Consider the following 24,864-nt stretch of genomic DNA (forward strand, 5'->3'; position numbering starts at 1 on the left):
TGAAGGCTCGCCGCGCGGGGCCGGAGGGGTGGACGAATCGGGCGGCGTGCCCCGTTGCCGCGGGACTCAAGTCGATTTATCGTCCCAGCACGATTCGCGTGCGTGATCACAAAATGTGAAGGGGCCGCGGCCATGGTGGCGAAGAAGACCGCAACGAAGAAGACCGCGGCGAAGAAGGCGGTCGCTACGAAGGCGGCTTCTTCGGAGAAGGCGACCGGTTCGAAGAAGACGACCGTGAAGGGAACGGCCGCGAAGGCGACGGCTGCGGATGCGAAGAAGACGGCACCGAAGAAGACGGCTCCCAAGAAGGCGGCTGTGAAGAAGACGGCAGCCCCGAAGGCGGCCGTCGCCCTGAGCGAGTCCCCGAAGGGCACCGCTACCAGGACGACCACGAAGTCGACCGCCAAGAAGTCGGCCTCGAAGTCGACGGCCGAGTCGACGGCGACCGGCAGGACGACGAACAGCGCGAAGCGCACGAAGAGTGCGGCCAAGAAGGCAACGGCGGGCGCGGCGCGGGCCGCGGAGCAGACGGGAGCCACGACGGTGGTTGCGAAGAAGACTTCTGGTACGGCCACGGCGGCGAAGACACCCGTTCCCAAGGCGCGGCTCGCCGCGGCGGCCGGGCCGGGCGAACTGGCGGTCCGCCCGGGCGAGGCCCCTTGGACGCCTCAGGAGGTCGAGGAGGCCCGCACCGAGCTGCAGGCCGACGCCGAGCGGCTGAGCGAGGAGATCACGTCCACCGAGCGGGCCCTCGCCGGTCTGATGCGGGACTCCGGGGACGGCGCCGGCGACGACCAGGCCGACACCGGCACCAAGAACATCACGCGGGAGAGCGAGATGGCGCTCGCCGCCAACGCGCGCGAGATGCTGATCCAGACCGAGCGCGCCCTCGGGAAGCTGGACGCGGGCACCTACGGCCTGTGCGAGAACTGCGGCAACCCCATCGGCAAGGCGCGCATGCAGGCCTTCCCGAGGGCCACCCTGTGCGTCGAGTGCAAGCAGAAGCAGGAACGCCGGTACTGAACGCCGGTACAGAGGGCGCCGAGAGGTGTGCCGTACCCTCTTCCTCAGTCAGGTACCTAGGTTCGAGGGACTCACGTGGCAGAGGCGGAGCGCATCATCGGTACGCCGGATACCCCAGAGGCGGCGGGGGCCGAGCCGGAGCGGGGCGAGACCGTGCGCCCCAGGGGCAAGCGCCGGATCGCGGTGCTGTTCGCGGTGGCCGCGTTCGCGTACACCCTCGACCTGGTCAGCAAGCTGCTGGTGGTCGCCAAGCTGGAGCACCACGCGCCGATCGAGGTCTTCGGGGACTGGCTGGAGTTCCACGCGATCCGCAACCCCGGCGCGGCCTTCGGGTTCGGCGCGGCCTTCACGGTCATCTTCACGATGATCGCCGCCGCCGTGATCGTGGTGATCGCGCGGCTGGCCCGCAAGCTCTACAGCCTGCCGTGGGCGATCGCGCTCGGGCTGCTGCTCGGCGGTGCGCTCGGCAACCTCACCGACCGGATCTTCCGTTCGCCCGGCATCTTCCAGGGCGAGGTCGTCGACTTCATCGCGCCCAAGGGCTTCGCCGTCTTCAACCTCGCCGACTCGGCGATCGTCTGCGGCGGCATCCTGATCGTGCTGCTCTCCTTCCGCGGCCTCGACCCGGACGGCACGGTCCACAAGGACTGAGCGCAGGTCACCAAGGCCTGAACACGGGTCACCGAGGCCTGCGGGCACGGGCTCCGGTAAGGCGGTGTCGGACCCGTCCGGCATACTCGACCGGGTGAGCACAGTTCCCGAGATCCGAAACCTGCCCGTGCCCGACGGCCTGGAGGGCGAGCGTGTCGACGCCGCCATCTCCCGCATGTTCGGCTTCTCCCGCACGAAGGCCGCCGAGCTGGCCTCGGCGGGGAAGGTCACGGTCGACGGCTCGGTGGTCGGGAAGTCCGAGCGCGTGCACGGCGGGGCCTGGCTGGAGGTCGAGATGCCGCAGGCGCCCGCGCCCGTGCAGGTCGTCGCCGAGCCGGTCGAAGGCATGGAGATCGTCTACGACGACGACGATGTGATCGTGATCGTGAAGCCGGTCGGCGTCGCCGCCCACCCCAGCCCCGGCTGGACCGGCACGACCGTCATCGGCGGCCTGGCCGCCGCCGGGTACCGCATCTCCACCTCCGGTGCCGCCGAGCGCCAGGGCATCGTGCACCGCCTGGACGTCGGCACCTCCGGCCTGATGGTGGTCGCGAAGTCGGAGCGGGCGTACACCTCCCTGAAGCGCCAGTTCAAGGAGCGCACGGTCGACAAGCGCTACCACACGCTGGTCCAGGGCCACCCCGACCCGACCAGCGGCACCATCGACGCCCCCATCGGCCGCCACCCGAACCACGACTACAAGTGGGCGGTCACCGCCGAGGGCAAGCCGTCCGTCACGCACTACGACCTCATCGAGGCGTTCCGCGCGGCCTCCCTGCTCGATGTGAAGCTGGAGACCGGCCGCACCCACCAGATCCGCGTCCACATGGCCGCCCACCGCCACCCGTGCGTCGGCGACCTGACGTACGGCGCCGACCCGACGCTCGCCAAGCGGCTGCGCCTGACCCGCCAGTGGCTGCACGCCGTCCGGCTCGGCTTCGAGCACCCCGCCGACGGCCAGTGGGTCGAGTTCGAGAGCACGTACCCCGACGACCTCCAGCAGGCCCTGGACCTGGTGCGCGAGGAGACGTACGCATGAGTCCGACGTCGTACGTGGTGCGCGTCGCCGAGGACCCTGCCGACCGTGAGGCCTGCTTCGCGGTGCGCAAGGAGGTCTTCGTCGTCGAGCAGGGCGTGCCCCAGGAGATCGAGTACGACGAGTACGACACCGTAGCGACGCATGTGCTCGCCGTGCGGGAGGACGGGTTGCCGCTGGGCACCGGGCGTTTGCTGCACGGCGAGGCCGCCGCTGCCAAGACCGACGGAGATCTCACCGTAGGCGCCCTGGGGCGGTTGGCCGTCGCCAAGGAGGCGCGGGGGCTCGGGGTCGGGGTCGCGCTGGTGCGGGCCATCGAGGACGCGGCACGCGCGCGTGGGCTGACCGCGGTGGACCTGCACGCCCAGACGCACGCGCTGGGGTTCTACGAGCGGCTCGGTTATGAGGCGTACGGCCCGGAGTTCCCGGACGCCGGCATCCCGCACCGGGCGATGCGGCGCGCACTGTAGCCGGTAGGCGTCGAAAGAGCTGGTGAGCCGGGCGGCGTGGCAGGCTGGGGCGTCCGCTGTGTGAACGTCGAGATCCCGCCGGAGCCCTGACCGTGGATCAATTGGCCCTGCTTTTCGTCCTGTTGCTCGGGGCCGTGGTGAGCGTCCCGCTGGGGGACCGGTTCGGTCTGCCGGCGCCGGTGCTCATGACGCTCCTCGGGATAGTCCTCGCGGTGGCCGACTTCGTGCCGAACGTGAACGTCCCACCCGAGCTGATCCTGCCCCTGCTGCTGCCACCGCTGCTGTACGCGGCCGTACGGCGCACCTCCTGGCGGCAGTTCACCGCCAACATCCGGCCCATCTTCCTGCTCGCCGTGGCGCTGGTGTTCGTCACCACCCTCGCTGTGGCCGCCGTCGCGAGCGCGATCGTGCCGGGGCTGCCGATCGCCGCCGCAGTGGCGCTCGGCGCGCTGGTGGCGCCGCCCGATCCGGTCGCCGCGACCGCCGTCGCGGGTCAACTCGGGCTGCCACGGCGGCTGGTGTCGATCCTGGAGGGCGAGGGCCTCTTCAACGACGTGACGGCCATCGTGCTGTACCACGTGGCGATCGCCGCCGCCGTCAGCGGGAGCTTCGACTTCTGGCGTGCCGGGCTCGACTTCGTGCTGTCCGCCGTGGTCGCCGTAGCCGTGGGACTGGCCCTGGGGTGGGCCGCGAACAAGCTGATGTCACTGCTCGACGACGCCACCCTGCAGATCGGCCTGACGCTGCTGGTGCCGTACGCCTCGTACGTCCTGGCCGACGAACTGCACGGCTCCGGTGTGCTCGCCGTGCTCACCACCGCGCTGTTCCTCGCCGAGTACGCGCTCGGCGCCGACGACGTGCTGACCCGGCTCGCCGGGGCGACCGTGTGGGACGTGGTGGACACGTTGGTCACCGGGGTCGCGTTCGGGCTCATCGGGCTGGAGCTGCACAACGCGATCCGTACGGCGTCCGGGCGGTGGGGCGAGATGCTCGGCTGGGCCGCCGCGATCGTCGGGGTCGTGGTGGTCGTACGGCTGGCGTGGCTGCTGCCGGCGACCTGGCTGACCAAACGGCTGCACGCCAAGCGGGACTACGACGAGGAGATCCCGACGTCCTGGCGGGAGACCGTGATCATGTGGTGGGCGGGGATGCGGGGCGTGGCGTCCGTCGCGTTGGCGCTGGCGATTCCGCTGACCATGGACGACGGGTCGGCGTTCCCGGACCGGGACGAGATCGTGTTCATCGCGTTCGGCGTGATCATGGCGACGCTCGTGCTCCAGGGGCTCACGCTGCCGTGGCTGGTGAAGCGGCTCGGGGTGCGGGCCGACACCGACAGCGAGAAGGCGTTCGAGAAGGAACTCGCGGTGCGGGCGGCGAAGGCCGCGAAGCGGCGGCTGCGGGAGATCGAGGACGTGGAGGAACTGCCCGAGGAGGTGTCCGAGCAGTTGCTGCGGCGGGCGTTCGACATCGGGGTACGGATCTCGCCCGAGGTGGGGGACGGGGAGCGGCGGGAGGCGTACGAGAAGCGGGTGAAACGGGTCAAGCGGATGCGCCGGATCCAGGGGGAGATGATGAGCGCGGCGCGGCACGAGGTGCTGGCGGCGCGGAGTGAACCCGGGGCGGATCCGGAGATCGTGGACCGGGTGCTTCGGCATCTGGACGTGCGTAGTTTGAGGTGAGTCGCTCTTACGCGCATGGCAGTCGTGTAAACGCGATAGAGGTCTTCCCGGTCTCCTTTGTAGGCTCGCCCCATGGCTCGCAATGTCGTAATCAGTGGTGGGGGTACGGGAATTGGGCTCGCCGCGGCGCATGCCTTCGCGGCCGGCGGGGATCAGGTGCTGCTGCTGGGGCGGCGGCGTGAGGTGCTGGAGAAAGCCGGGGTACCGGGGGCGCTGACGTATGCCGGGGATCTCAGTGAGCCCGAAGTCGTGCGCGGTGTCGCGCGGTTCGTCGCCGAGGAGTTCGGCACGGTGGACGTGCTGGTGCACAGCGCGGGTGGCAACGGCACCCTGGAGCCCGCGAGCGGCAGCGGCGACGCGCTGGACGCTGTCGCGCACGACTGGACCGTCAACTTCCGCGGCAACACCCTGAGCGCCGCGCTCCTCACCGAGGCGCTGAAGGCGCGGCTCGCGGAGCCGGGCGGGCGGGTGCTGTTCGTCAGTTCCATCGCCGCGTACCGGGGGTCGGGGAGCGGGGCGTACGGCGCGGCCAAGGCCGCCCTGCACCCGTACGCCCATGATCTGGCCCGGGATCTCGGGCCGCGCGGCATCACCGTGAACGTGGTCGCGCCCGGGTACATCGAGGACACCGAGTTCTTCGGGCCGCAGATAGCGGAGGCTCGGCGTGAGCGGATGATCCGCGACACCTCGACCGGTCGGGCCGGGACCCCCGGGGATGTCGCCGGGACCCTGCACTGGCTCGCCTCACCGGCTGCCGGGCACGTCACCTCGCAGGTGATTCAGGTCAACGGCGGTGCTGAGCGCGGGCATTGAGACGACCGCGCCCGGAGCCGGTCAGCCGCGGTTCGGGCTGGGGGGTTCGTGGGCGGGGCGGCTGCTCTCGCCGTTCGGACTCGGTGGTTCGTGGGCCGGGCGGGCGCGTCCGCCGGCCGGAGAGTCGTTCTCGCCCGGTACCGGGGCCGCGTCCGCCGTGTTGACGCGGGGGAGGGCGTACGGATGCTCCACGTACAGCCAGCGGATCATCTGTTCGCGGACCGTGACCCGTACCGTCCAGATGTCGTCCGCGTCCTTCGCCGTGACCAGTGCCCGTACCTCCATGGTGTTCGGGGTGGTGTCGGTGACGACCAGGCCGTAGCTGCGGCCGTCCCAGGCGGGGCAGGCGCGGAGGATCTCGCGGAGCTGTTCGCGCATCGCGTCGACGGGGGCCGAGTGGTCGACCTGGAAGTAGACGATGCCGGTCATCTGCGGGGTGCCGCGCGACCAGTTCTCGAACGGCTTGGACGTGAAGTACGACACAGGCATGGTGATCCGGCGCTCGTCCCAGGTCCGTACCGTCAGGAAGGTCAGCGTGATCTCCTCGATCGTGCCCCACTCGCCGTCCACCACCACGGTGTCGCCGATGCGGACCATGTCACCGAAGGCGATCTGCAGTCCCGCGAAGAGGTTGGCGAGCGTGGACTGCGCCGCCACACCGGCGACGATGCCGAGGACACCCGCCGAGGCCAGCAGCGAGGCACCGGCCGCGCGCATCGCGGGGAATGTGAGCAGCATCGCGGCGACCGCCACCACCCCGACGATCGCGGCCACCACCCGCGTGATCAGCGTCACCTGGGTGCGGACCCGGCGGACCCGGGCCGCGTCGCGGGAGGCGCGGGCGTAGCGCGCGTACGACGACTCCACGATCGCCGCCGCGACCCGGATCATCAGCCAGGCGGTGGCGCCGATCAGCACCAGGGTCAGGGTCTGGCCGATGCCGACCCGGTGCTCCTCCAGCAGTTGTGCCTGGTCGTAGGAGCCTCTGAGGAAGGCCGCGCAGAGCACGAGTTGGTAGGGCACTCGGCCGCGGCGCAGCAGGCCCCACAGCGTGGTGTCGTCGTGCCGGGCGTCCGCCTTGCGCAGCAGCAGGTCGGTGACCCAGCCGATGAGCAGCGTGAGGACGACGGAGCCGCCGATGACGATCAGCGGGCGCAGTACGTTCTCCATGTGTCCGACCGTACTGGCACGATGGCTTCATGAACATCATGCTCTTCCACTCGACGTACGGACTCCGGCCGGCGGTGCGCGAGGCCGCCGACCGGCTGCGCGCCGCGGGCCACGAGGTGTGGACGCCGGACCTCTTCGAGGGGCATACGTTCGACACGGTCGAGGACGGCAGGGCCCTGAACGAGAAGATCGGCAAGGACGAGCTGCTGAAGCGGGCCGTACTGGCCGCCGCCCCCTACTCCGAGCGCGGGCTGGTCTACGCCGGGTTCTCGCTCGGCGCCTCCGTCGCGCAGACCCTCGCCCTCGGCGACGAGAAGGCCCGCGGGCTGCTGCTCCTGCACGGCACCTCGGACATCGCGGCCACCGCCTCCGTCGACGACCTCCCGGTGCAGCTGCACGTCGCCGAGCCGGACCAGTTCGAGACCGACGACTGGCTCAGCTCCTGGTATCTGCAGATGGGCAGGGCTGGTGCCGACGTGGAGATCTACCGGTACGCCGGAGCCGGCCACCTGTACACCGACCCCGGCCTCCCGGACTACGACGAGGAGGCCGCCGAGGCCACCTGGCGGGTGGCCCTCGGCTTCCTCGAAACGCTGTAACTACACCGGGTCGTACGTCCGCTCCACCTTCTGCGTGCCGCTGCGCGTGCGGTACGACCGCTCCCAGGACGAGGTCGCGGTGGGCGAGGTGCGGTCGGACAGGACGTAGTAGTCCATCTGCGCCCGGTCGGCCGTGATGTCCAGGACGCCGTAGCCGTGGCGGTCCGTGTCGACCCAGTGGACGTGCCGGTTGGCGAGCTGGATGAGCGGGGCGGCGAGCGCGGAGACCGTGCCCTCGGGCACCTTGACTATGTCGTCGAGGTTGTCGGAGGTCACCGAGGTGATCACGAACTCCGTCGCCGCGGACGCCGACAGCGGGTACGTGCCGGCGTCCACCGGTACGTCGTTGGCCCAGGACATGTGGATGTCGCCGGTGAGGAACACCGTGTTGCCGATCGCGTTCGAGCGCAGATGGGCGAGGAGTTCACGCCGGTCGTCGGTGTAGCCGTCCCACTGGTCGGTGTTGACGCCGATGCCGTCCTGCGGCAGGTCCAGCAGCTTGGCGAGCGGTTTGAGCAGGTCGGCGGTGAGCGAGCCGATGACGAACGGCGCGATCATCACCGAGTTGCCGACCAGCCGCCACTTGGTGTCCGAGGCCTTCAACCCGGCCTTCAGCCAGTCGAGTTGGGCGCGGCCCGTGATCGTACGGTCCGGGTCGTCGACCGCGCCGCTGCCCGAACTCGCCTGCTGCGAACGGAAGGAGCGCAGGTCGAGGAGGGAGAGGTCCGCCAGCTTGCCGAAGCGCAGGCGGCGGTAGGTGGTGCCCGCGATGGCCGGGCGGACCGGCATCCACTCGAAGTACGCCTGTTTCGCGGCGGCTTGACGGGCTGTCCAGGTGCCCTCGGCGCCCTCGGTGTGGTTGACCGCGCCGCCCGACCAGGCGTTGTCGGCGAACTCGTGGTCGTCCCAGATGGCGATGACCGGCGCCTTCAGATGCAGCGCCTGGAGGTCGGGGTCGGTCTTGTACTTGCCGTGCCGGGTGCGGTAGTCGGCGAGCGTGATGATCTCGTTCAGCGGCGCGTGCGGCCGTACGACCGTGCCGCGCGCCGCGTACTCGCCGGACTTGTACTCGTAGATGTAGTCGCCCAGGTGCAGCCAGGCGTCCAGGTCACCGCGCGCCGCGAGATGGCGGTACGAGGAGAAGTAGCCCGCCTCCCAGTTGGCGCAGGTGACGACGCCGAAGCGGAGACCGGAGACGGTGGCGTCCGCCGCCGGCGCGGTGCGGGTGCGCGCCGCCGGGGAGTCGGTACCGCCGGCCGAGAAGCGGAACCAGTAGTCGGTGGCCGGGGCCAGGCCGCGGATGTCGGCCTTGACGGTGTGGTCGGAGGCGGCGGTCGCGGTGAGCGAGCCCCTGGAGACGATGTTGGCGAACGCCTTGTCGGTGGCGACGGTCCAGCTCACCTCGGTGTCCGGGCCGAGCCCCGAACCGGGGACCGCCTCGGCGACGGGTGTCACCCGGGTCCACAGCAGGACGCCGTCCGGGAGCGGGTCCCCGGAGGCGACCCCGTGCAGGAAGGCGGGGGTCTCGGTCGCGGCCCCGGCGGGCAGCGCGGCGATCAGCGGGCCGGCCAGGACCGCGGTGGCGGCCGCGGCCTTGACGACCGTACGGCGGCGCGGGGAGGGCGAGTTGACGCTCTCGGTTGCTCTGTATCGACTGGTCACGAGCGAACAGGTTACTGACCGGTATTAACAACAGCGGGCGAACTCGTAAAAGTTCGCCCGCTGTTGTACTGCGTGTCTCGCAACGAGGTGGCCGGACGGCTCAGGCCTTGAGGGCCGCCGTGATCGCCGTGGTGAAGTCGGCCACCGTCATCGGCGCGTTCGTGCCGTCCGAGCCGGTCAGCGTCTTGCCGTCCATCTTCAGGGTCGGGGTGCCGGTGACCCCGCTCTTGTCGAAGGTGGCGGACATGTCCAGCGCCCACTTGTCGTAGGTCCCGTCCTTCACGGCCTTCTGGAAGGCCGCGTTGTTCTTCAGGGCGGGGACCGTGTTCGCGACCTTGATCAGGTACGAGTCGTCCTTGAACTTGTCGGTCGTCTCGTCCGGGTGGTACTTCGTGGAGTAGAGCGCGGTCTTGTACTCCAGGAACGCCTCGGGGCTGACGTTCAGCGCGGCACCCATGGCGCTCAGCGCGTTCTTGGAGCCCTCGCCGTTGTCCTTGTTGTCGATGAACGTGGCGCCGACGTACTGGATCTTGAACTTGCCGGCGTCCCAGTCGCTCTTCACGGTCGTGCCGACGGTCTGCTCGAACTGGGCGCAGATCGGGCAGCGCGGGTCCTCGTACATGACGAGGGTCTTCTTGGCGGTGCTCTTGCCGAGGACGACGGTCGTGCCGTTGGTGCCGGTGGTGTTGGCCGGCTTGACGAGCTTGTCGTCCTTCGCCGCCTCCCAGTAGCCGGGCTTGTTGCCCTGCACGACCGCGTAGCCGATGCCGCCGGCTATCGCGAGGACGCCGACGACCGAACCGGCGACTATGAGTTGCCGCTTGACCTTGGCGCGCTTGGCCTGGCGCTCGCGCTCGGCGCGCAGCCGCTCACGGGCCTGCGTCTTGGCCGCCGCGCTGTTCCGCTTGCTCATGGTGGTGATCTCCATCAGGGACGCGCACATGGTGTGCGCGGAATACGTATGGGGGGACTACACAGGGGTGCTCGTGGTGCTCGGGTGCCGGTGCGCGGACGTGTTCAGGCCGCGAGGAGACCCGATGCCGAGCACGGCGGTCCACGCCGTCCCAGGGAGTGCACCAGCAGCCGCTCACGGGCGGTGGCCGTACGGTGCGTGGTGCGCGGCAGCCGGCTGACCGCGGGAGTGCGGCGGCCCGTCATCGCGGTGACGGCGAGCAGCAGCGGCCGGAAGCCGACCGCCGTCGCCGCGCGCAGCAGTTCGGTCAGCGCGCGCTCGCCGCGGCGCAGATACGCGGCGGCCAGCAGCCCCACGCCGATGTGCGCGCCGAGCAGCAGCCAGGCGGCGGTGGCGTCGGTGTGCGCGAGCAGCGCCGCCGCCTGCTGGGGATCGTCGGTCATCCGGGCCAGCGGGGTGCCCACGCTGCCGCCGCTGCACAGCACGTCCAGGCCGACCGCGCGCAGCGGTCCGGCGACCGGGCCGCCCGCCCTGCCGTAGCAGGCGTGCTGGCCGGTGGTGAACACCGTGTCGGCGGCCAGTTCCAGCGGGATCAGGAGTGCGGCGATCCTGCCGAAGCCGCGCTCGCGGCCCGCCAGCGCGTACGCGAGGACGAACACGGTGGCCGCGATGGCGGCCACCGTGCCGAACGGAAGGGGGACCCGGGACAGCAGCACGTGCGACGCGGTGCTGAGCGTCACGACCAGTGCCGTGAACAGCGCCGCGCGTACGGCCCTGAGCTGGATCCCGGATATGTCCATAGCGGAGGTGAGTCTGTCATGTGCTCCGGTAGGGGACCCCTAAAGGGTTCCTGTGAGCGTACGGATGGTTACAGACCCGGAATCCGGCCGTTGCGGAACAGGTCGACGAAGATCTGGTGGTCGGCACGCGCGCGTGTGCCGTAGTCGTGCGCGAAGTCGACCAGGACGCCCGCGAAGCCGTCCTCGTCGGCCGCGATCGCCGCGTCGATGGCCCGCTCGGTGGAGAACGGCACCAGGGACTCGCCGGACTGGTCGTCGGCCGCCGCGTGCATGGTGGCCGTGGCCCGCCCGAGGTCGGCGACGACGGCGGCGATCTCCTCCGGGTCGTCGATGTCGCTCCAGTCCAGGTCCACCGCGTACGGCGACACCTCGGCGACCAGCTGCCCCGAGCCGTCCAGCTCGGTCCAGCCCAGCCACGGGTCGGCGTGCGCCTGGAGGGCGCGCTGGGAGATCACCGTGCGGTGGCCCTCGTGCTGGAAGTAGTCCCGGATCGCCGCGTCCGTGATGTGCCGGGAGACGGCCGGCGTCTGGGCCTGCTTGATGTAGATCACCACATCGTTCTCCAGGGCGTCGCTGTTGCCCTCCAGAAGGATGTTGTACGACGGCAGCCCCGCCGAGCCGATGCCGATGCCGCGGCGGCCGACGACATCCTTCACGCGGTACGAGTCGGGGCGGTCCAGGGAGGACTCCGGGAGCGTCTCCAGGTAGCCGTCGAAGGCCGCGAGGACCTTGTAGCGGGTGGCCGCGTCCAGCTCGATGGAGCCGCCGCCCGACGCGAACCGGCGCTCGAAGTCGCGGATCTCCGTCATCGAGTCCAGCAGCTCGAACCGGGTCAGCGAGCGGGCCGTGCGCAGCGCGCCCAGGAGCGGGCCGTCGGCGGTGTCCAGGGTGAACGGTGGCACCTCGTCGCTCTTCGCGCCGGTCGCCAGCGCGTGCACCCGCTCGCGGTACGCGCCCGCGTAGATCTTCACCAGCTCGGTGATCTGCTCGTCACTGAGCGCCTTCGCGTACCCGAGGAGCGCGATGGAGCCGGCGAAGCGCTTCAGGTCCCAGGTGAACGGGCCGACGTAGGCCTCGTCGAAGTCGTTGACGTTGAAGACCAGGCGGCCGTTGGAGTCCATGTACGTGCCGAAGTTCTCGGCGTGCAGGTCGCCGTGGATCCACACGCGCGAGGTGCGGTCGTCCAGGTACGGGCCGCCGCGCTTCTCGGCGTCGAGGTCGTGGTAGAAGAGGGCCGCCGTGCCCCGGTAGAAGGCGAAGGCGGAGGCCGCCATCTTCCGGAACTTCACGCGGAACGCGGCCGGGTCGGCGGCCAGGAGCTCGCCGAAGGCGGTGTCGAAGACAGCGAGGATCTCCTCGCCGCGGTGCTCGTCGTTGAGCTGCGGAACCGACATCGCTCTGTGCCTCCTGGTACGGGTGGTACGTGACATGTGACGGGTCTGTCGTCACTTTCCAACGCTTGAAGGTACGCGGGAGTGCCCGCCTTGTGTCAGTGGCGAGGCATAGGATTCGGTCTCGTCCCCCCAGACCGTCCGCTGCTCTTCGTCGATCGTTTCCCCTGTTATCCCTGGAGGCCAAGCCGTGTCAAAGCCGCCGTTCACGCACCTGCATGTCCACACCCAGTACTCGCTGCTGGACGGTGCCGCGCGGCTGAAGGACATGTTCAACGCGTGCAACGAGATGGGCATGACCCATATCGCGATGTCCGACCACGGCAACCTCCACGGTGCCTACGACTTCTTCCATACGGCGAAGAAAGCCGGGGTCACGCCGATCATCGGCATCGAGGCGTACGTCGCTCCCGAGTCCCGGCGCAACAAGCGCAAGATCCAGTGGGGCCAGCCGCACCAGAAGCGCGACGACGTGTCCGGTTCCGGTGGTTACACCCACAAGACGATCTGGGCGGCGAACAAGACGGGCCTGCACAACCTCTTCAAGCTGTCCTCGGACGCCTACGCCGAGGGCTGGCTCCAGAAGTGGCCGCGCATGGACAAGGAGACCATCTCCCAGTGGTCCGAGGGGCTCATCGCCTCCACCGGCTGCCCTTCGGGCGAGCTGCAGACCCGGCTGCGCCTGGGCCAGGAGGAAGAGGCCCTGAAGGCGGCGGCCGAGTACCAGGACATCTTCGGCAAGGACCGCTACTTCCTGGAGCTGATGGACCACGGCATCGAGATCGAACGCCGGGTCCGTGACGGCCTGTTGGACATCGGCCGCAAGCTCGGCATCCCGCCCCTGGTGACCAACGACTCGCACTACACGTACGCGCACGAGGCGACCGCCCACGACGCCCTGCTGTGCATCCAGACCGGCAAGAATCTCTCCGACCCGGACCGCTTCCGCTTCGACGGCACCGGCTACTACCTGAAGTCGACGGACGAGATGTACGCCGTGGACTCCTCGGACGCCTGGCAGGAGGGCTGCCGCAACACCCTCCTGGTCGCCGAACAGATCGACACCACCGGCATGTTCGAGGCCAAGAACCTCATGCCGAAGTTCGACATCCCGGAGGGCTACACCGAGGTCACCTGGTTCAAGGAGGAGGTGCGCCTCGGCATGGAGCGCCGCTTCCCGGGCGGCGTCCCCGACGACCGCCAGAAGCAGGTCGACTACGAGCTGGACGTCATCATCCAGATGGGCTTCCCAGGCTACTTCCTCGTGGTCGCCGACTTCATCATGTGGGCGAAGAACAACGGCATCGCGGTGGGTCCGGGGCGTGGTTCCGCGGCCGGCTCGATCGTCGCGTACGCCATGGGCATCACCGACCTCGACCCGATCCCGCACGGCCTGATCTTCGAGCGGTTCCTCAACCCCGAGCGCGTCTCCATGCCCGATGTCGACATCGACTTCGACGAGCGTCGGCGCGTCGAGGTGATCCGGTACGTGACCGAGAAGTACGGCGCCGACAAGGTCGCCATGATCGGCACCTACGGCAAGATCAAGGCCAAGAACGCCATCAAGGACTCCGCGCGCGTGCTGGGCTACCCGTACGCGATGGGCGACCGCCTCACCAAGGCGATGCCCGCCGACGTCCTCGGCAAGGGCATCGACCTCGACGGCATCACCAACCCCTCGCACCCCCGCTACGGCGAGGCGGGCGAGATCCGCGGGATGTACGAGAACGAGGCGGACGTCAAGAAGGTCATCGACACCGCCAGGGGAGTCGAGGGCCTGGTCCGGCAGATGGGTGTGCACGCGGCCGGCGTCATCATGTCCAGCGAGCCCATCGTCGACCACGCCCCGATCTGGGTGCGGCACACGGACGGCGTGACCATCACACAGTGGGACTACCCGCAGTGCGAGTCGCTCGGCCTGATCAAGATGGACTTCCTGGGGCTGCGCAACCTCACGATCATGGACGACGCCGTGAAGATGGTGAAGTCCAACAAGGGCATCGACCTGGAGATGCTCGCCCTCCCGCTGGACGACCCCAAGACGTACGAACTGCTCTGCCGCGGCGACACGTTGGGCGTGTTCCAGTTCGACGGCGGCCCGATGCGTTCGCTGCTGCGCCAGATGCAGCCCGACAACTTCGAGGACATCTCCGCCGTCTCGGCCCTGTACCGCCCCGGCCCGATGGGCATGAACTCGCACATCAACTACGCCGAGCGCAAGAACAAGCGCCAGGAGATCACCCCGATCCACAAGGAGCTGGAGGAGCCTCTCGAAGAGGTTCTCGCGGTGACCTACGGCCTGATCGTGTACCAGGAGCAGGTGCAGAAGGCCGCCCAGATCGTCGCCGGGTACTCGCTCGGCGAGGCCGACATCCTGCGCCGCGTGATGGGCAAGAAGAAGCCCGAGGAACTGGCGAAGAACTTCACCATCTACCAGGCGGGCGCCCGGAAGAACGGCTACAGCGACGAGGCGATCCAGGCCCTGTGGGACGTCCTGGTCCCCTTCGCCGGCTACGCGTTCAACAAGGCGCACTCCGCCGCGTACGGCCTGGTCTCGTACTGGACCGCCTACCTCAAGGCCAACTACCCGGCCGAGTACATGGCGGCGCTGCTCACCTCGGTCAAGGACGACAAGGACAAGTCCGCGATCTACCTGAACGAGTGCCGGCGCATGAAGATCAAGGTGCTGCCGCCGAACGTCAACGAGTCGGTGCACAACTTCGCCGCCCAGGGCGACGACGTGATCCTCTTCGGCCTGGAGGCCGTGCGCAACGTCGGCACGAACGTGGTCGACTCGATCATCAGGTCCCGCAAGGCGAAGGGGAAGTACGCCTCCTTCCCCGACTACCTGGACAAGGTCGAGGCCGCCGCCTGCAACAAGCGCACCACCGAATCCCTCATCAAGGCAGGGGCGTTCGACACGCTCGGGCACACCCGCAAGGGCCTCACCGCGCACTTCGAGCCGATGATCGACAACGTGGTGGCGGTCAAGCGCAAGGAGGCCGAGGGGCAGTTCGACCTCTTCGGCGGCATGGGCGACGAGGACACCAGCGAGCCCGGCTTCGGACTCGACGTGGAGTTCACCACCGACGAGTGGGAGAAGACCTATCTCCTCGCCCAGGAGCGGGAGATGCTCGGTCTGTACGTCTCCGACCACCCGCTGTTCGGCCTGGAGCACGTGCTGTCCGACAAGGCCGACGCGGGCATCGCCCAGCTCACCGGAGGTGAGCACGCGGACGGCGCGGTCGTCACCATCGGCGGCATCATCTCTGGCCTCCAGCGCAAGATGACCAAGCAGGGCAACGCCTGGGCGATCGCCACCGTCGAGGACCTCGCGGGCTCCATCGAGTGCATGTTCTTCCCGGCGACCTACCAGCTCATCTCGACCCAACTCGTCGAGGACACCATCGTGTTCGTCAAGGGCCGCCTCGACAAGCGCGAGGACGTGCCCCGCCTGGTCGCGATGGAGATGCAGGTCCCGGACGTGTCGAACGTGGGCACCAACGCGCCCGTGATCCTCACCATCCCGGCGACCAGGGTGACCCCGCCGATGGTGAGCAGGCTCGGTGAGATCCTCAGCCACCACCGGGGCGACAGCGAGGTCCGCATCAGGCTCCAGGGCCCGACCAAGACCACCGTGCTGCGTCTGGACCGGCACCGGGTGAAGCCCGACCCGGCCCTGTTCGGCGACCTGAAGGTGCTGCTCGGCCCGGCCTGCCTGGCGGGCTGAGCGACGGACTGGCAGAAGTGACTGAGGGGCGCATCCGCCAACGGATGCGCCCCTCAGTCATTCAACAACCCTTGACACAGGCCTCAGTTGTGGCCGAAGCGCTTCTGCTTGCCCTTGCGGGCCATGTCGCTCGGCGTCGCCTGGGATATGCGCTGCTCGGCCTGTGCCTCCATCGAGGACGACGTGGCCTGCTCCTGGGCGCGCTCGGACTGGGGCTGCTTACGGTCACGATGCTTGTTCTTGGCCATGATGATCTGCCTCCTGAGGGGGATCTAGGGGCCGGGACCGCGACCAGATTCACATAGGCTGACGAAGAACGCATTTCGGATAATTACCGTGTGTGACATGGTTGGTGCGAGACGGAAGCCCCGAAACGCCACGCCGAAGATCGAGTTTCGGGCCGTTAACCCCAGTGCGGTCGGGCAGACTCGAAGCGAGCCCGAAGCAAAACCGACCGGGAAGAGGGTGAGTCGCGTGGACCGCTGCATCGTCCTGGTGGACGCCGGGTATCTGCTGGGGGCGGCGGCCAGTCTCCTCGCCGGAGAGCCCTCGCGTTCCCGTATCACCGTCGATCACGCCGCCCTCATCCAGGGTTTGCGCGAGCGAGCCGAGTCCGACACGGAACGGCCCCTGCTCCGCATCTACTGGTTCGACGGCGCCCCCGACCGCGTCCCGCAGCCCGAGCACCGCAGACTGCGCGTGATGCCCCGGGTCACCGTCCGCCTCGGCGCACTGACCCGCAGCGACGGACGCTGGGCGCAGAAGGGCGTCGACGCGGCCATGCACGCCGAACTGACCGAGCTGGCCCGCAACCGCGCCTGCTCCGACGTCGTCCTCGTCACCGGCGACGGCGACCTGCTGCCGGGCATGATGGCCGCCAAGGAGCACGGCGTCGCCGTACACCTGTGGGCCGTGCAGGCCGCCGACGGGGACTACAACCAGTCCGAGGACCTGGTCGCCGAGGCCGACGAGCGGCGGGTGCTCGACCGGACGTGGATCACCAAGGCCGTACGGGCGAAGGATCTCGGCGGGGTGTGCGCGCCGCAGCCGGTGCCCAGGCCGGAGATCGCGGCGATCCTGTCCGCGCCGTTGCCCGAGTCCGCGCCGGCGACACGTGAGCGGCCCGTCGAGGACGGCGAGCACGCCGCCGCCGAGGCCGGTTCGGAGAACGGCACGCAGGAGCGGGTGCCCGCGCCCAAGGGCGTGCCCACCCCGAAGGACCTGGCGAGCCTGAAGGCACCGGGGGCCGCCGCGCCCGCGCAGCAGCCCGCGAGCGCCACCCTGCGCTGGTCCTCCGACAAAGGGTGGGTCGACCGGCCGGGCGGCGCCACCGAACCGCCCGAGGTCGCCTCGATGCCGACGCTGGCGCAGCTGACCACCGCCGAGCAGCGCTGGGCCGACCGCGAGGAGGACATCACCACGGTCGGCGGCGACCCCTTCGAAGTGGGCCAGGTGTTCGCCCGCCGGTGGATGGGCCGCCTCGGCGACCAGGGCGCCCATCTGCAGAAACTCTCCGGAATGTATCCCCGCGTCCCGCACCGCATCGACGGGGAACTGCTCCGCTACGCGGCCCGCTTCGGACTCCTCGCCCACAAGGACGACCAGATCGACGAGCACGACCGGTACGCGATCCGGGCCGGGTTCTGGCGGGAGATCGACGTACGGACGGCGGCCGAGCACGCCCCTGCGGGGGATTGACGCTCTTTACCGGGGTATTTGCGGTTCTCGACCTACCCGCGAACGGGCGGGGGCCGCGGACCCCGTAGTCTCGTCCCTTGTGAGTACGCGCGCGGGACAGGCACTTCGACACGGTGGGGATGTCGTGTGCGCGGTGCGCGGACTCAGCAAGACCTATCCGGCGGTGCGCGGCCGACGCGGTGCGCCGGGCACCCCCGAGGTGCGGGCCACCGACGCGGTGACCCTCGACATCCGCCGGGGCGAGATCTTCGGACTGCTCGGACCGAACGGCGCCGGCAAGTCCACCCTCGTACGCCAGCTCACCGGGCTCATGCGGCCCGACGCGGGCAGCGTCGAGATCCTCGGCCACGACATCGTGCGCCACCCGGAGCGGGCCGCGCGCATCCTCGCCTACCTCGGCCAGGAGTCCACCGCGCTCGACGAGCTGACCGTGTCCCTCGCCGCCGAGACCACCGCCCGGCTGCGCGGCCTGGACCTGCGCGAGGCACGGGCCGAACGGGACGCCGTACTCGACGAGTTGGGGCTTACGGCCATTGCCGGACGGCCGCTCAAGAAGCTGTCCGGCGGGCAGCGGCGGCTGGCGTGTGTGGCCGCCGCGCTGGTCGGGGAACGTCCGCTGCTGGTGCTCGACGAGCCGACCACCGGGATGGATCCGGTGGCGCGTCGGGCCGTGTGGTCCGCCGTCGACCGGCGCCGGGCCGAGCAGGGGTCCACCGTGCTGCTCGTCACCCACAACGTCATCGAGGCCGAGACCGTCCTCGACCGGGTCGCCGTCCTCGACCAGGGCCGGGTCATCGCCTGCGACAGCCCCGCCGGGCTCAAGGAACAGGTCGCCGGAGAGGTGCGGGTCGAGCTGGTGTGGCGGGACAAACCGCCGCTGGACGTCCCGGAGGTCGCCGCGCTGCGGGACCGGGCCGTCGAGTCCGGCCGCCGCTGGACGCTCAGGCTCGCCCCCGAGGAGGCCCGGGTGGCCGTCGCCACGGTGACCGGCGGGGCCGCCTTCGCCGCCCTGGACGACTTCAACCTGGCCACGCCCAGCCTGGAGGACGTGTATCTGACGCTGGGCGGAAACGGGCAGGGGCTGGTGAAGGCATGAGTACACGGGCCGTCGTATCCGTATGGGACAGGGCGACTGCCGGCGTCGAGAGGAGCAGCGGGACGTGAGTGTCGTATCCGCCGATGTTCTGCCGAGCGGGCCGCTGGCCGTGCCGGAGGCCGCCGACAGCGGCGCGGCCGAGCTCGGGCCGCGCGCCCGGCTGTGGCCCTCGCTGGCCGCCGTGTACCGGGCGCAGCTGTCCCGGGCGCGGGTCGCGCGGATCCCGCTGATGTTCGTGGCGACCTTCCAGTCGGTCGGCATCCTGATCATGATGCGCGGGGTCGTCGACGGCGGGAGCCATGACGCCAGGTTCGTCGTCGCGGGCTCGTCCGTGCTGGTCGTCGCCTACGTCGGGCTGAACCTGCTCGCGCAGTACTTCGGCCAGCTGCGCGGCAGCGGCGGCCTCGACCACTACGCCACCCTGCCGGTGCCGCCCGCCGCCGTGGTGCTCGGCGCTGCGGGCGCGTACGCCTCCTTCACCGTGCCGGGGACCGCGCTCACCGCCGTCTTCGGGTGCGTGCTGTTCGGGCTGCCGATGGGCAACATCTGGATCCTGGCGGCGGTGATCCCGCTCGCCGGAGCCGCCCTCGCCGGGCTCGGCGCCGCCCTCGGGCTGCTCGCACCGCGCCCCGAACTCGCCACGCTGCTCGGTCAGTTGGGCATGTCGGCGGCACTGCTGCTCGGGGTGCTGCCGGCCGACCGGATGCCGGAAGCGGTGCGGTTCCTGCGGGACCTGGTGCCGTCCACCTACGGCGTGGAGGCCTTCGCGCAGACCTTCGCGGCGCACCCCGACTGGGCACTGGTCCTCGGTGACCTCGCCGTATGCGCCGCGGTCGGCGTCGTTTCGCTGGCCGTCGCCGCCTGGGCCTACCGTCGGGCCGCCGTCCGGTGACGCGCCGCACAGCGGGGCCTGGCACGATGGCGTTGTGACCGCACCGCTGACTCCGCCTCCGCCACCGCGTGACCAGTCCCCGCACGACCCGTGGCAGCCGCCGGGCGACCAGGGCCCCCAGGGTGACCCCGGTGCCCCGAGCGCCGGGTATCCCGTGCACGCCCCGCAGGACGCGTCCTACGGCGCGGACGGGCCCGGACTGAAGACCGAACTGATCGAGGCCGTGGTCGGCACGGTCGTCGTGGCGCTCGGCGGGGTGCTGCTCGGGCTGCTGTGGTGGTGGCTGGCCCCGCATGTGCCGCTGGTCGGGGACGTGGTCGACAAGAGCTGGGCCGTCTATCTCAAGGACTCCGAGGGCGAGCAGGCGGTGGGGGTGGACGGATCGTTCACTCTGCTCGCGGTCGGTTTCGGCGTGCTGAGCGCTGTTGCCGCGTTCCTGCTGCGGCGGCGCGGGGGAGTGCCGCTGGTGGTCGCGCTGACCGTGGGCGGGCTGCTCGCCTCGCTGCTCGCGTGGCGGCTGGGGATGTGGCTGGGCCCGACGAAGGACGTGCTCGCGCACGCCAAGTCGGTGGGCAAGGGGGTCACGTTCTCCGCGCCGCTGAAGCTGGGGGCCAAGGGGGCGTTGCTGGCCTGGTCCATTGCGGCGCTGGTTGTCCATCTGGGGCTGACCGCGTTGTTCGGGCCGCGGGATCCGGAGCCGCCGTATCTGCAGCAGGGGGCTGTGTCGACCGACGGTTACGGGGCGCCGCTGTCGTAGGCCTCGGGCGCGTTGTGGTTGCGGCGGGGGTTTTCTTCGCCCCCGCCGCCCCTACCCGTCCCGTCCCGGGGGGCTGCCGCCCCCCGACCCCCGCTTCGGCCTGAACGGCCTCGTCCTCAAACGCCGGACGGGCTGGAAAGAACCGTGCGTCGCGAAGTGACCGAAGAACCTACGCCGGCCGGTGTCCATGGTTCGAGCGGCGCTTCTTGATGCGCCACTTTCGTTTCCTGGTTTTCTTCGACATGCCCCTTGTGCTTAACCGAGGACGGGGCCGGAGTCGAGGGGTCACGCACGTCCGATGGGGGCCAGTACCGCTGCCGTGAGGGTCGTCAGGTCCTCGGGGGAGAGTTCGACCTCCAGGCCCCGGCGGCCCGCCGAGACGCAGATCGTGGCGTGGGCCGAGGCCGAGTCGTCCAGGACCGTGCGGAGCTTCTTGCGCTGGCCGAGGGGGGAGATGCCGCCCCGGACATAGCCCGTGGTGCGCTCGGCGAGCGTCGGGTCGGCCATCGCCGCCCGTTTGCCGCCCACGGCCGCCGCCAGGGCCTTCAGGTCCAGTTGGCCCGCTACCGGGACCACGGCCACCGTCAGAGCGCCGTCCACGTCCGCGACGAGTGTTTTGAAGACGCGGTCGGGGGAGACACCCATCGCCTCGGCCGCCTCCTCGCCGTAGGACGGGTGGGCGGGGTCGTGGTCGTAGGCGTGCACCTCGTAGGGCACTCCGGCGGCCGTCAGGGCCACGGTCGCCGGGGTGCCGCCGGACTGGGGCTGCTGTTTCCTGGACTTCTTCGCCATCGGGGTCTCAGTTCAGGCTCGTCGGGTTGCGCGTCAGGTCCGACGCGGGCAGGGACGGCAGGTTGCGGATGATGGCCGTCTCGGAGCGCAGGAGCTTCAGCTCGTCGCGCAGCCGGGAGGCGGTGTCGGGGGCCTGGAGCAGGCGCTGCTTGGTTGCCGTGTCGAGCATCATCGCGGCGGCCACCAGGTAGGAGACGACCGCCGGCTCGTCGGGGAGTTCCGCTTCGCCGGTCGAGAGAGAGCGCTCGCGGGCGCCGGCGAGGCGCTTCTGGTACTGGCGGAACGCGCGTAGCACCCCCTCGGCCAGCGCGCCCGCCTCGTCGCCCTTCTCCTCGGGCAGCTCCTCCAGCTCGGCCGTCAGGAACGGGCCCGAGGCGTCCACGGAGAGCAGCCGCATCCGGGTCGTGCCCGTCGCCAGCACCTCGAAGGTGCCGTCGGCGCGCTCCCGGATGGTCGCCGCGTCGGCGACACAGCCCACCGAGTGGAAGGCCTTGAGCGGGTCGGGGCCGAAGCCGGCCGTGGGCCCGCGTTCGGGCACGGCCGTCTGGTCCGGCATGCCCTGGGCGGTCTGGGCCACCTCGTGGCCGTCACGGATGGCGACGACGGCGAATCGGCGCGGTTCCTCCTCGGGGGTCTTGAGCAGTTCGCGCATCATGGCGCGATAGCGCTCCTCGAAAATGTTCAGAGGAAGCACGAGCCCCGGGAACAGAACCGAGTTCAGGGGGAAGAGCGGCAGCCGGACGGTGGTCACGGCGCAAAAGCCTAGTGGTCGCCGGAGCGGGCGCGACCGTCGTGCTCACTCCGTGGATACGACGGCGCGTCCTCGAAGCCCCACGGCTGCCCCGGAATCGCCGTGAGACAGGGCGGAACCGGCCCGCCCAGCGGCAGTTGTGCCGCGACCGCGGTCCGCACCCCGTCACGCACTTCCAGGAACTGTCCGAGCGGGTCGTCCGAGATCCGGTCCCAGGGGAAGGACGTGGCGTACGGGCCGATCAGGCGCAGCTGGTCGAGGGCGTCGGGCCAGCGTTCGAGGCGGACGAGGACGTAGGCCAGCAGGTTGCGGACCCCCGCGGGCCAGGGGTCGGCCGCCGCGTAGCCCGCCGAGAGGGCGATGGCGAGGTCGGCCGCCGTGTCCAGCCGGGCGCGCGGCACCGTCGCGCCGCAGCCGTCGGTCAGACAGGCGAAGGCGGCCCGCACCGGCAGCGCCTGGACGAGCGAGCCGGGCAGGGCGTCCTGCGCGGCCCGTTCGGCGAAGTCGAAGCACTCGCGGTGGGAGTGCCGCACGGTGTGGGGCGTGTCGCCCCACTGGGCGCAGCAGGCGGCCGAGAGGTACTGGAGGGCGGCCACATGGCAGCCGTAGTGGTGCGGGGAGCGGCGGACCGCCTCGCCCCACAGTCGTTCGAACCCGGCGTGTCCGGCGTGTGTGCCCCGCGCGTGGTCCAGGGCGATCCTCCAGGGCACGGGGTCGCGTGGTTCGGCCTCGGCCGCCGCCGTGATCAACGGGCCGAGTTCGCCGAGCAGTTCGGCGCGGGCCGGTGACTCCCAGCAGCGGTCCACGGCCAGTTGAGCGCCGACCAGCAGCGCGTCGGGGTCGTGCGGGGCGGCGGCGCGCCAGTCGGCCAGCCACTCGGGACGACAGCGGGCGAAGGCCGCGAGCCGACGCGTGTAACGGTCGCGGTCCTCCCACTCGGCGGACGCGCGGGTGGTGGCCAGCAGATCGGCGGCCGGCCCGTACTCGCCGCGTCCGGCCGCGACCAGCGCGGGGCCGAGCCGGTCGTCGGGCGCGTCGAGGAGGACCTCGTCGTCGGCCGGCAGTCCGGCGGCGGGCCGCGAGGTGCTCTTTGCCATCCGGGCGGTGCGGATGAACGCGGGCAGCAGAGCCATGGTGCCGACCATTGAATGACCGGGATCCGGAGTGCGCCAGACCGTTTGACCACCCCGTGGAAAGTTGTACGCGTCTCGGTCAAGCCCAGGTAAAAGGTGACTTTTGCTCACCTGTTCGAGTGCTGTGCGGGGCGGGTCGCTACCCGCGTCTGAGCAGTCGGGTCGCCCCCGCAGCCACCGTCGTCGCCAGGATCCAGCCCAGCAGGATCAGCGCCACGGACAGCCACTGCCAGCCCCCGTGCAACTGCCACTGCCCCACCTGCCCCAGGTCGATCACCGGCAGCAGCAGATCCAGCGCGAACAGGGCGGGGCTCCACGGCGGATGCCCACTGCTGTTCACCGGCACATGGTCCGCGTGCGTGAAGGCCAGCGAACCGGCCGCCCACAGCACCGCCATCCATACGGCGGCCCGGCCCGGCCGGTACCCGTAGGCGACCGTCCAGTCCTGCGCGAACCCCCACAGCTTGGCCGCGACGGGCAGGCTCTCCCGGCGCCGCCGCTGCTTGGCGAGCAGCACCTCGCGCGCGTCCTCGTCCTCACCGGCGTTGCGCAGCACGGTGGCGAGCCGCTCGTACGGCTCCGGGTTGTACTCGGCGGTCGCGGCGGCCACCCAGTCGAGGCGCGCGTCCAGCGGGAACGGGCCCTGCGGTACGAGGTTCTCGTACACGAAGCCGCCCATGTGGAGGTTGCCCGGACCCGGCCAACTGTCCTTCCCGTCAATGAGGTTGACGACCCGCGCCCCCGACAGCACCACCTTGCCGCGCTGCGGTCTCTCCCCGAGGAAGCGCAGTTCGGGCGCCTGGATGCGCAACAGCGACAGCTCCTGGTCGTCCGTGAAGGTGAACCGGGCCCGCTCCAGATCCACCGCGTCCCCGAACCGCCCGTCGTCCAGGCGCACCCCGCCCTGGCACGTGAAGCGCTGGATGCGGGTCCCGCGCGCGGGCGTGGTGCCGCTCAGCCAGGGGCCGCCGACGCCCGCCGGGGTGAGGTAAAGGGTGCGGCCGACGGTCAACTGGGGCGCGTTCAGGGCGAGTCGGGAGTACGGGTTGGCCAGCCGGGCGCCGCGCAGGCTCAGCGAGACGCCGACCTTGGCGCTGCGCAGGCTCAACTCGCCGTGTGATTCCAGGAGTTCGGCCTGGAGGTCCTGGCCCACGGTCATGCCGTCGGCGGCGATCGAACGGCCCGTGCGGTCCCGGTAGACGATCGCCTGGTTGAGCAGCAGATCGGTGCCGATGTGCGCGTCGGTCAGCCGTACCCCGTTGTGGAAGCGGCAGCGCGGCAGATGCAGGTCACCCTCCGTGTGCACCCGCGCCGCCTCCAGCCGCGGCACCGAGCAGTCCACCAGCCGTAGGGTCTGGAAGCGGGCCTCCGGCAGCAGGACCTCGTGCTCGAAGCGGCAGCCCTTCAGCTCGACGAACGGGGTGATCGTGCCGCCCGCCAGGTCCAGGGTGCCGCTGATCTGCACTCCGGTGAGTTTCAGCGAGGCCACCCGGCCCGACAGCGCGGGTGGCCCGTCCAGGAGCAGCCAGCACACGAACCGTGCCCGCACGGTCCGCTCCGGCCCCCACGGATGCCCGCCGTGCGGATCGTCGACGACGGTGTCGCCGCTGCTCAGGTCGTACACACTGCCGTTGCGGAAGGCCTGCCACATACCGGCCTCGGCGGCGGTCGCATCGTCCGGCACATCCCCCGCGCGGACGCCGACACCCTCGGTCACTGCTCTGTCATCCCTCTCGACTGCTCACGGGTTTCGCACAGCTGTTCATGCCCGCTGCGTAACGCCCGGAACACTAGACGTGAGGGGGATC

The 24,864-nt window shown here is 70.4% G+C and carries 22 protein-coding genes; 12 read left to right on the forward strand and 10 right to left on the reverse strand.

The genetic code is table 11. The features are described 5' to 3' along the window. Positions 1-132: 132 nt before the first annotated feature. From OC490_RS23170 to OC490_RS23195, 6 genes are all read left to right on the forward strand, one after another. Complete coding sequence (locus tag OC490_RS23170) at positions 133-1,023, forward strand: TraR/DksA family transcriptional regulator (RefSeq protein ID WP_262059896.1); 891 nt, start codon at positions 133-135, stop codon at positions 1,021-1,023. 75 nt (positions 1,024-1,098) lie between these two features. Beyond that, positions 1,099-1,674, forward strand: coding sequence for a signal peptidase II (lspA, locus tag OC490_RS23175; protein WP_200712998.1), 576 nt, complete (start codon positions 1,099-1,101; stop codon positions 1,672-1,674). A gap of 94 nt (positions 1,675-1,768) precedes the next feature. Next, positions 1,769-2,713 carry an RluA family pseudouridine synthase gene (locus OC490_RS23180; protein ID WP_262059897.1) on the forward strand — a complete coding sequence of 315 codons (945 nt, stop codon included), beginning with the start codon at positions 1,769-1,771 and terminating at the stop codon, positions 2,711-2,713. Continuing rightward, positions 2,710-3,180, forward strand: coding sequence for a GNAT family N-acetyltransferase (locus tag OC490_RS23185; protein ID WP_262059898.1), 471 nt, complete (start codon positions 2,710-2,712; stop codon positions 3,178-3,180). Before OC490_RS23180 ends, OC490_RS23185 begins: the two co-directional genes overlap by 4 nt. 92 nt (positions 3,181-3,272) lie before the next feature. Continuing rightward, positions 3,273-4,859, forward strand: coding sequence for a Na+/H+ antiporter (locus tag OC490_RS23190; RefSeq protein WP_262059899.1), 1,587 nt, complete (start codon positions 3,273-3,275; stop codon positions 4,857-4,859). A 72-nt stretch (positions 4,860-4,931) separates the two neighbouring features. After that, entirely contained in the window at positions 4,932-5,672 is a 741-nt protein-coding gene (locus OC490_RS23195) for an SDR family NAD(P)-dependent oxidoreductase (protein ID WP_262059900.1), read from the forward strand. 21 nt (positions 5,673-5,693) lie between these two features. Here the strand turns inward: OC490_RS23195 and OC490_RS23200 are convergent, their stop codons facing one another. Further along, the gene (locus OC490_RS23200) at positions 5,694-6,842 is read right to left on the reverse strand and encodes a mechanosensitive ion channel family protein (RefSeq protein WP_262059901.1); all 1,149 of its coding nucleotides are present in this window, start codon (positions 6,840-6,842) and stop codon (positions 5,694-5,696) included. A 29-nt stretch (positions 6,843-6,871) separates the two neighbouring features. On the opposite strand from OC490_RS23200, the gene OC490_RS23205 reads away from it, so the two are divergent. After that, a complete protein-coding gene (locus OC490_RS23205) occupies positions 6,872-7,441 on the forward strand; it encodes a dienelactone hydrolase family protein (RefSeq protein ID WP_262059902.1) in 570 nt (189 codons plus the stop codon). On the opposite strand, the gene OC490_RS23210 is transcribed toward OC490_RS23205, so the two are convergent. The 4 genes from OC490_RS23210 to OC490_RS23225 all read right to left on the reverse strand — a co-directional run bounded on the left by OC490_RS23210 (position 7,442) and on the right by OC490_RS23225 (position 12,210). Next, positions 7,442-9,103 (reverse strand): alkaline phosphatase D family protein, encoded by a 1,662-nt coding sequence (locus tag OC490_RS23210; protein WP_262059903.1) that lies wholly within the window; start codon positions 9,101-9,103, stop codon positions 7,442-7,444. 100 nt (positions 9,104-9,203) lie between these two features. Beyond that, positions 9,204-10,016: a DsbA family protein gene (locus tag OC490_RS23215; RefSeq protein ID WP_262059904.1), complete on the reverse strand. Its 813-nt coding sequence runs from the start codon at positions 10,014-10,016 to the stop codon at positions 9,204-9,206. A 104-nt stretch (positions 10,017-10,120) separates the two neighbouring features. Continuing rightward, positions 10,121-10,816 (reverse strand): hypothetical protein, encoded by a 696-nt coding sequence (locus OC490_RS23220; protein WP_262059905.1) that lies wholly within the window; start codon positions 10,814-10,816, stop codon positions 10,121-10,123. Positions 10,817-10,884: 68 nt separating this feature from the next. Further along, complete coding sequence (locus OC490_RS23225) at positions 10,885-12,210, reverse strand: DUF2252 domain-containing protein (RefSeq protein WP_262059906.1); 1,326 nt, start codon at positions 12,208-12,210, stop codon at positions 10,885-10,887. Between the two features lie 187 nt (positions 12,211-12,397). On the opposite strand from OC490_RS23225, the gene dnaE reads away from it, so the two are divergent. Then, entirely contained in the window at positions 12,398-15,937 is a 3,540-nt protein-coding gene (gene dnaE, locus OC490_RS23230) for a DNA polymerase III subunit alpha (protein ID WP_262059907.1), read from the forward strand. Between the two features lie 83 nt (positions 15,938-16,020). Here the strand turns inward: dnaE and OC490_RS23235 are convergent, their stop codons facing one another. Beyond that, positions 16,021-16,185 carry a hypothetical protein gene (locus tag OC490_RS23235; RefSeq protein WP_019067731.1) on the reverse strand — a complete coding sequence of 55 codons (165 nt, stop codon included), beginning with the start codon at positions 16,183-16,185 and terminating at the stop codon, positions 16,021-16,023. Positions 16,186-16,411: 226 nt separating this feature from the next. Between OC490_RS23235 and OC490_RS23240 the strand changes: the two genes are divergently transcribed. The 4 genes from OC490_RS23240 (at position 16,412) to OC490_RS23255 (ending at position 20,380) form a co-directional block, all read left to right on the forward strand. Beyond that, positions 16,412-17,635 carry an NYN domain-containing protein gene (locus tag OC490_RS23240; protein WP_262059908.1) on the forward strand — a complete coding sequence of 408 codons (1,224 nt, stop codon included), beginning with the start codon at positions 16,412-16,414 and terminating at the stop codon, positions 17,633-17,635. Between the two features lie 124 nt (positions 17,636-17,759). Continuing rightward, complete coding sequence (locus OC490_RS23245) at positions 17,760-18,731, forward strand: ABC transporter ATP-binding protein (protein ID WP_262060065.1); 972 nt, start codon at positions 17,760-17,762, stop codon at positions 18,729-18,731. A gap of 64 nt (positions 18,732-18,795) precedes the next feature. After that, positions 18,796-19,623: an ABC transporter permease gene (locus tag OC490_RS23250; protein ID WP_262059909.1), complete on the forward strand. Its 828-nt coding sequence runs from the start codon at positions 18,796-18,798 to the stop codon at positions 19,621-19,623. A gap of 34 nt (positions 19,624-19,657) precedes the next feature. Further along, positions 19,658-20,380, forward strand: coding sequence for a DUF2567 domain-containing protein (locus OC490_RS23255; protein WP_262059910.1), 723 nt, complete (start codon positions 19,658-19,660; stop codon positions 20,378-20,380). A gap of 285 nt (positions 20,381-20,665) precedes the next feature. On the opposite strand, the gene ybaK is transcribed toward OC490_RS23255, so the two are convergent. The 4 genes from ybaK to OC490_RS23275 form a co-directional block, all read right to left on the reverse strand. Continuing rightward, complete coding sequence (ybaK, locus tag OC490_RS23260) at positions 20,666-21,172, reverse strand: Cys-tRNA(Pro) deacylase (RefSeq protein ID WP_262059911.1); 507 nt, start codon at positions 21,170-21,172, stop codon at positions 20,666-20,668. A 7-nt stretch (positions 21,173-21,179) separates the two neighbouring features. Further along, positions 21,180-21,923, reverse strand: coding sequence for an LON peptidase substrate-binding domain-containing protein (locus OC490_RS23265; protein WP_262059912.1), 744 nt, complete (start codon positions 21,921-21,923; stop codon positions 21,180-21,182). Between the two features lie 11 nt (positions 21,924-21,934). Continuing rightward, on the reverse strand, positions 21,935-23,068 hold the full coding sequence (locus OC490_RS23270; RefSeq protein WP_410098866.1) for a hypothetical protein: 1,134 nt from the start codon (positions 23,066-23,068) through the stop codon (positions 21,935-21,937). 127 nt (positions 23,069-23,195) lie between these two features. Further along, a complete protein-coding gene (locus OC490_RS23275) occupies positions 23,196-24,773 on the reverse strand; it encodes an oxidoreductase (RefSeq protein ID WP_262059914.1) in 1,578 nt (525 codons plus the stop codon). Between the last annotated feature and the right edge of the window lie 91 nt (positions 24,774-24,864).

The sequence above is a fragment of the Streptomyces sp. STR69 genome (assembly GCF_024519455.1).
Lineage (GTDB): Bacteria > Actinomycetota > Actinomycetes > Streptomycetales > Streptomycetaceae > Streptomyces.

Excerpts from the sequence above, each read along its gene's own strand:
- OC490_RS23270 (WP_410098866.1), bottom strand. The coding sequence starts at position 23,068 with ATGGTCGGCACCATGGCTCTGCTGCCCGCGTTCATCCGCACCGCCCGG.
- OC490_RS23235 (WP_019067731.1), bottom strand. The coding sequence starts at position 16,185 with ATGGCCAAGAACAAGCATCGTGACCGTAAGCAGCCCCAGTCCGAGCGC.
- OC490_RS23215 (WP_262059904.1), bottom strand. The coding sequence starts at position 10,016 with ATGAGCAAGCGGAACAGCGCGGCGGCCAAGACGCAGGCCCGTGAGCGG.
- OC490_RS23225 (WP_262059906.1), bottom strand. The coding sequence starts at position 12,210 with ATGTCGGTTCCGCAGCTCAACGACGAGCACCGCGGCGAGGAGATCCTC.
- OC490_RS23205 (WP_262059902.1), top strand. The coding sequence starts at position 6,872 with ATGAACATCATGCTCTTCCACTCGACGTACGGACTCCGGCCGGCGGTG.
- OC490_RS23195 (WP_262059900.1), top strand. The coding sequence starts at position 4,932 with ATGGCTCGCAATGTCGTAATCAGTGGTGGGGGTACGGGAATTGGGCTC.
- OC490_RS23185 (WP_262059898.1), top strand. The coding sequence starts at position 2,710 with ATGAGTCCGACGTCGTACGTGGTGCGCGTCGCCGAGGACCCTGCCGAC.
- OC490_RS23220 (WP_262059905.1), bottom strand. The coding sequence starts at position 10,816 with ATGGACATATCCGGGATCCAGCTCAGGGCCGTACGCGCGGCGCTGTTC.
- ybaK (WP_262059911.1), bottom strand. The coding sequence starts at position 21,172 with ATGGCGAAGAAGTCCAGGAAACAGCAGCCCCAGTCCGGCGGCACCCCG.
- OC490_RS23200 (WP_262059901.1), bottom strand. The coding sequence starts at position 6,842 with ATGGAGAACGTACTGCGCCCGCTGATCGTCATCGGCGGCTCCGTCGTC.
- OC490_RS23170 (WP_262059896.1), top strand. The coding sequence starts at position 133 with ATGGTGGCGAAGAAGACCGCAACGAAGAAGACCGCGGCGAAGAAGGCG.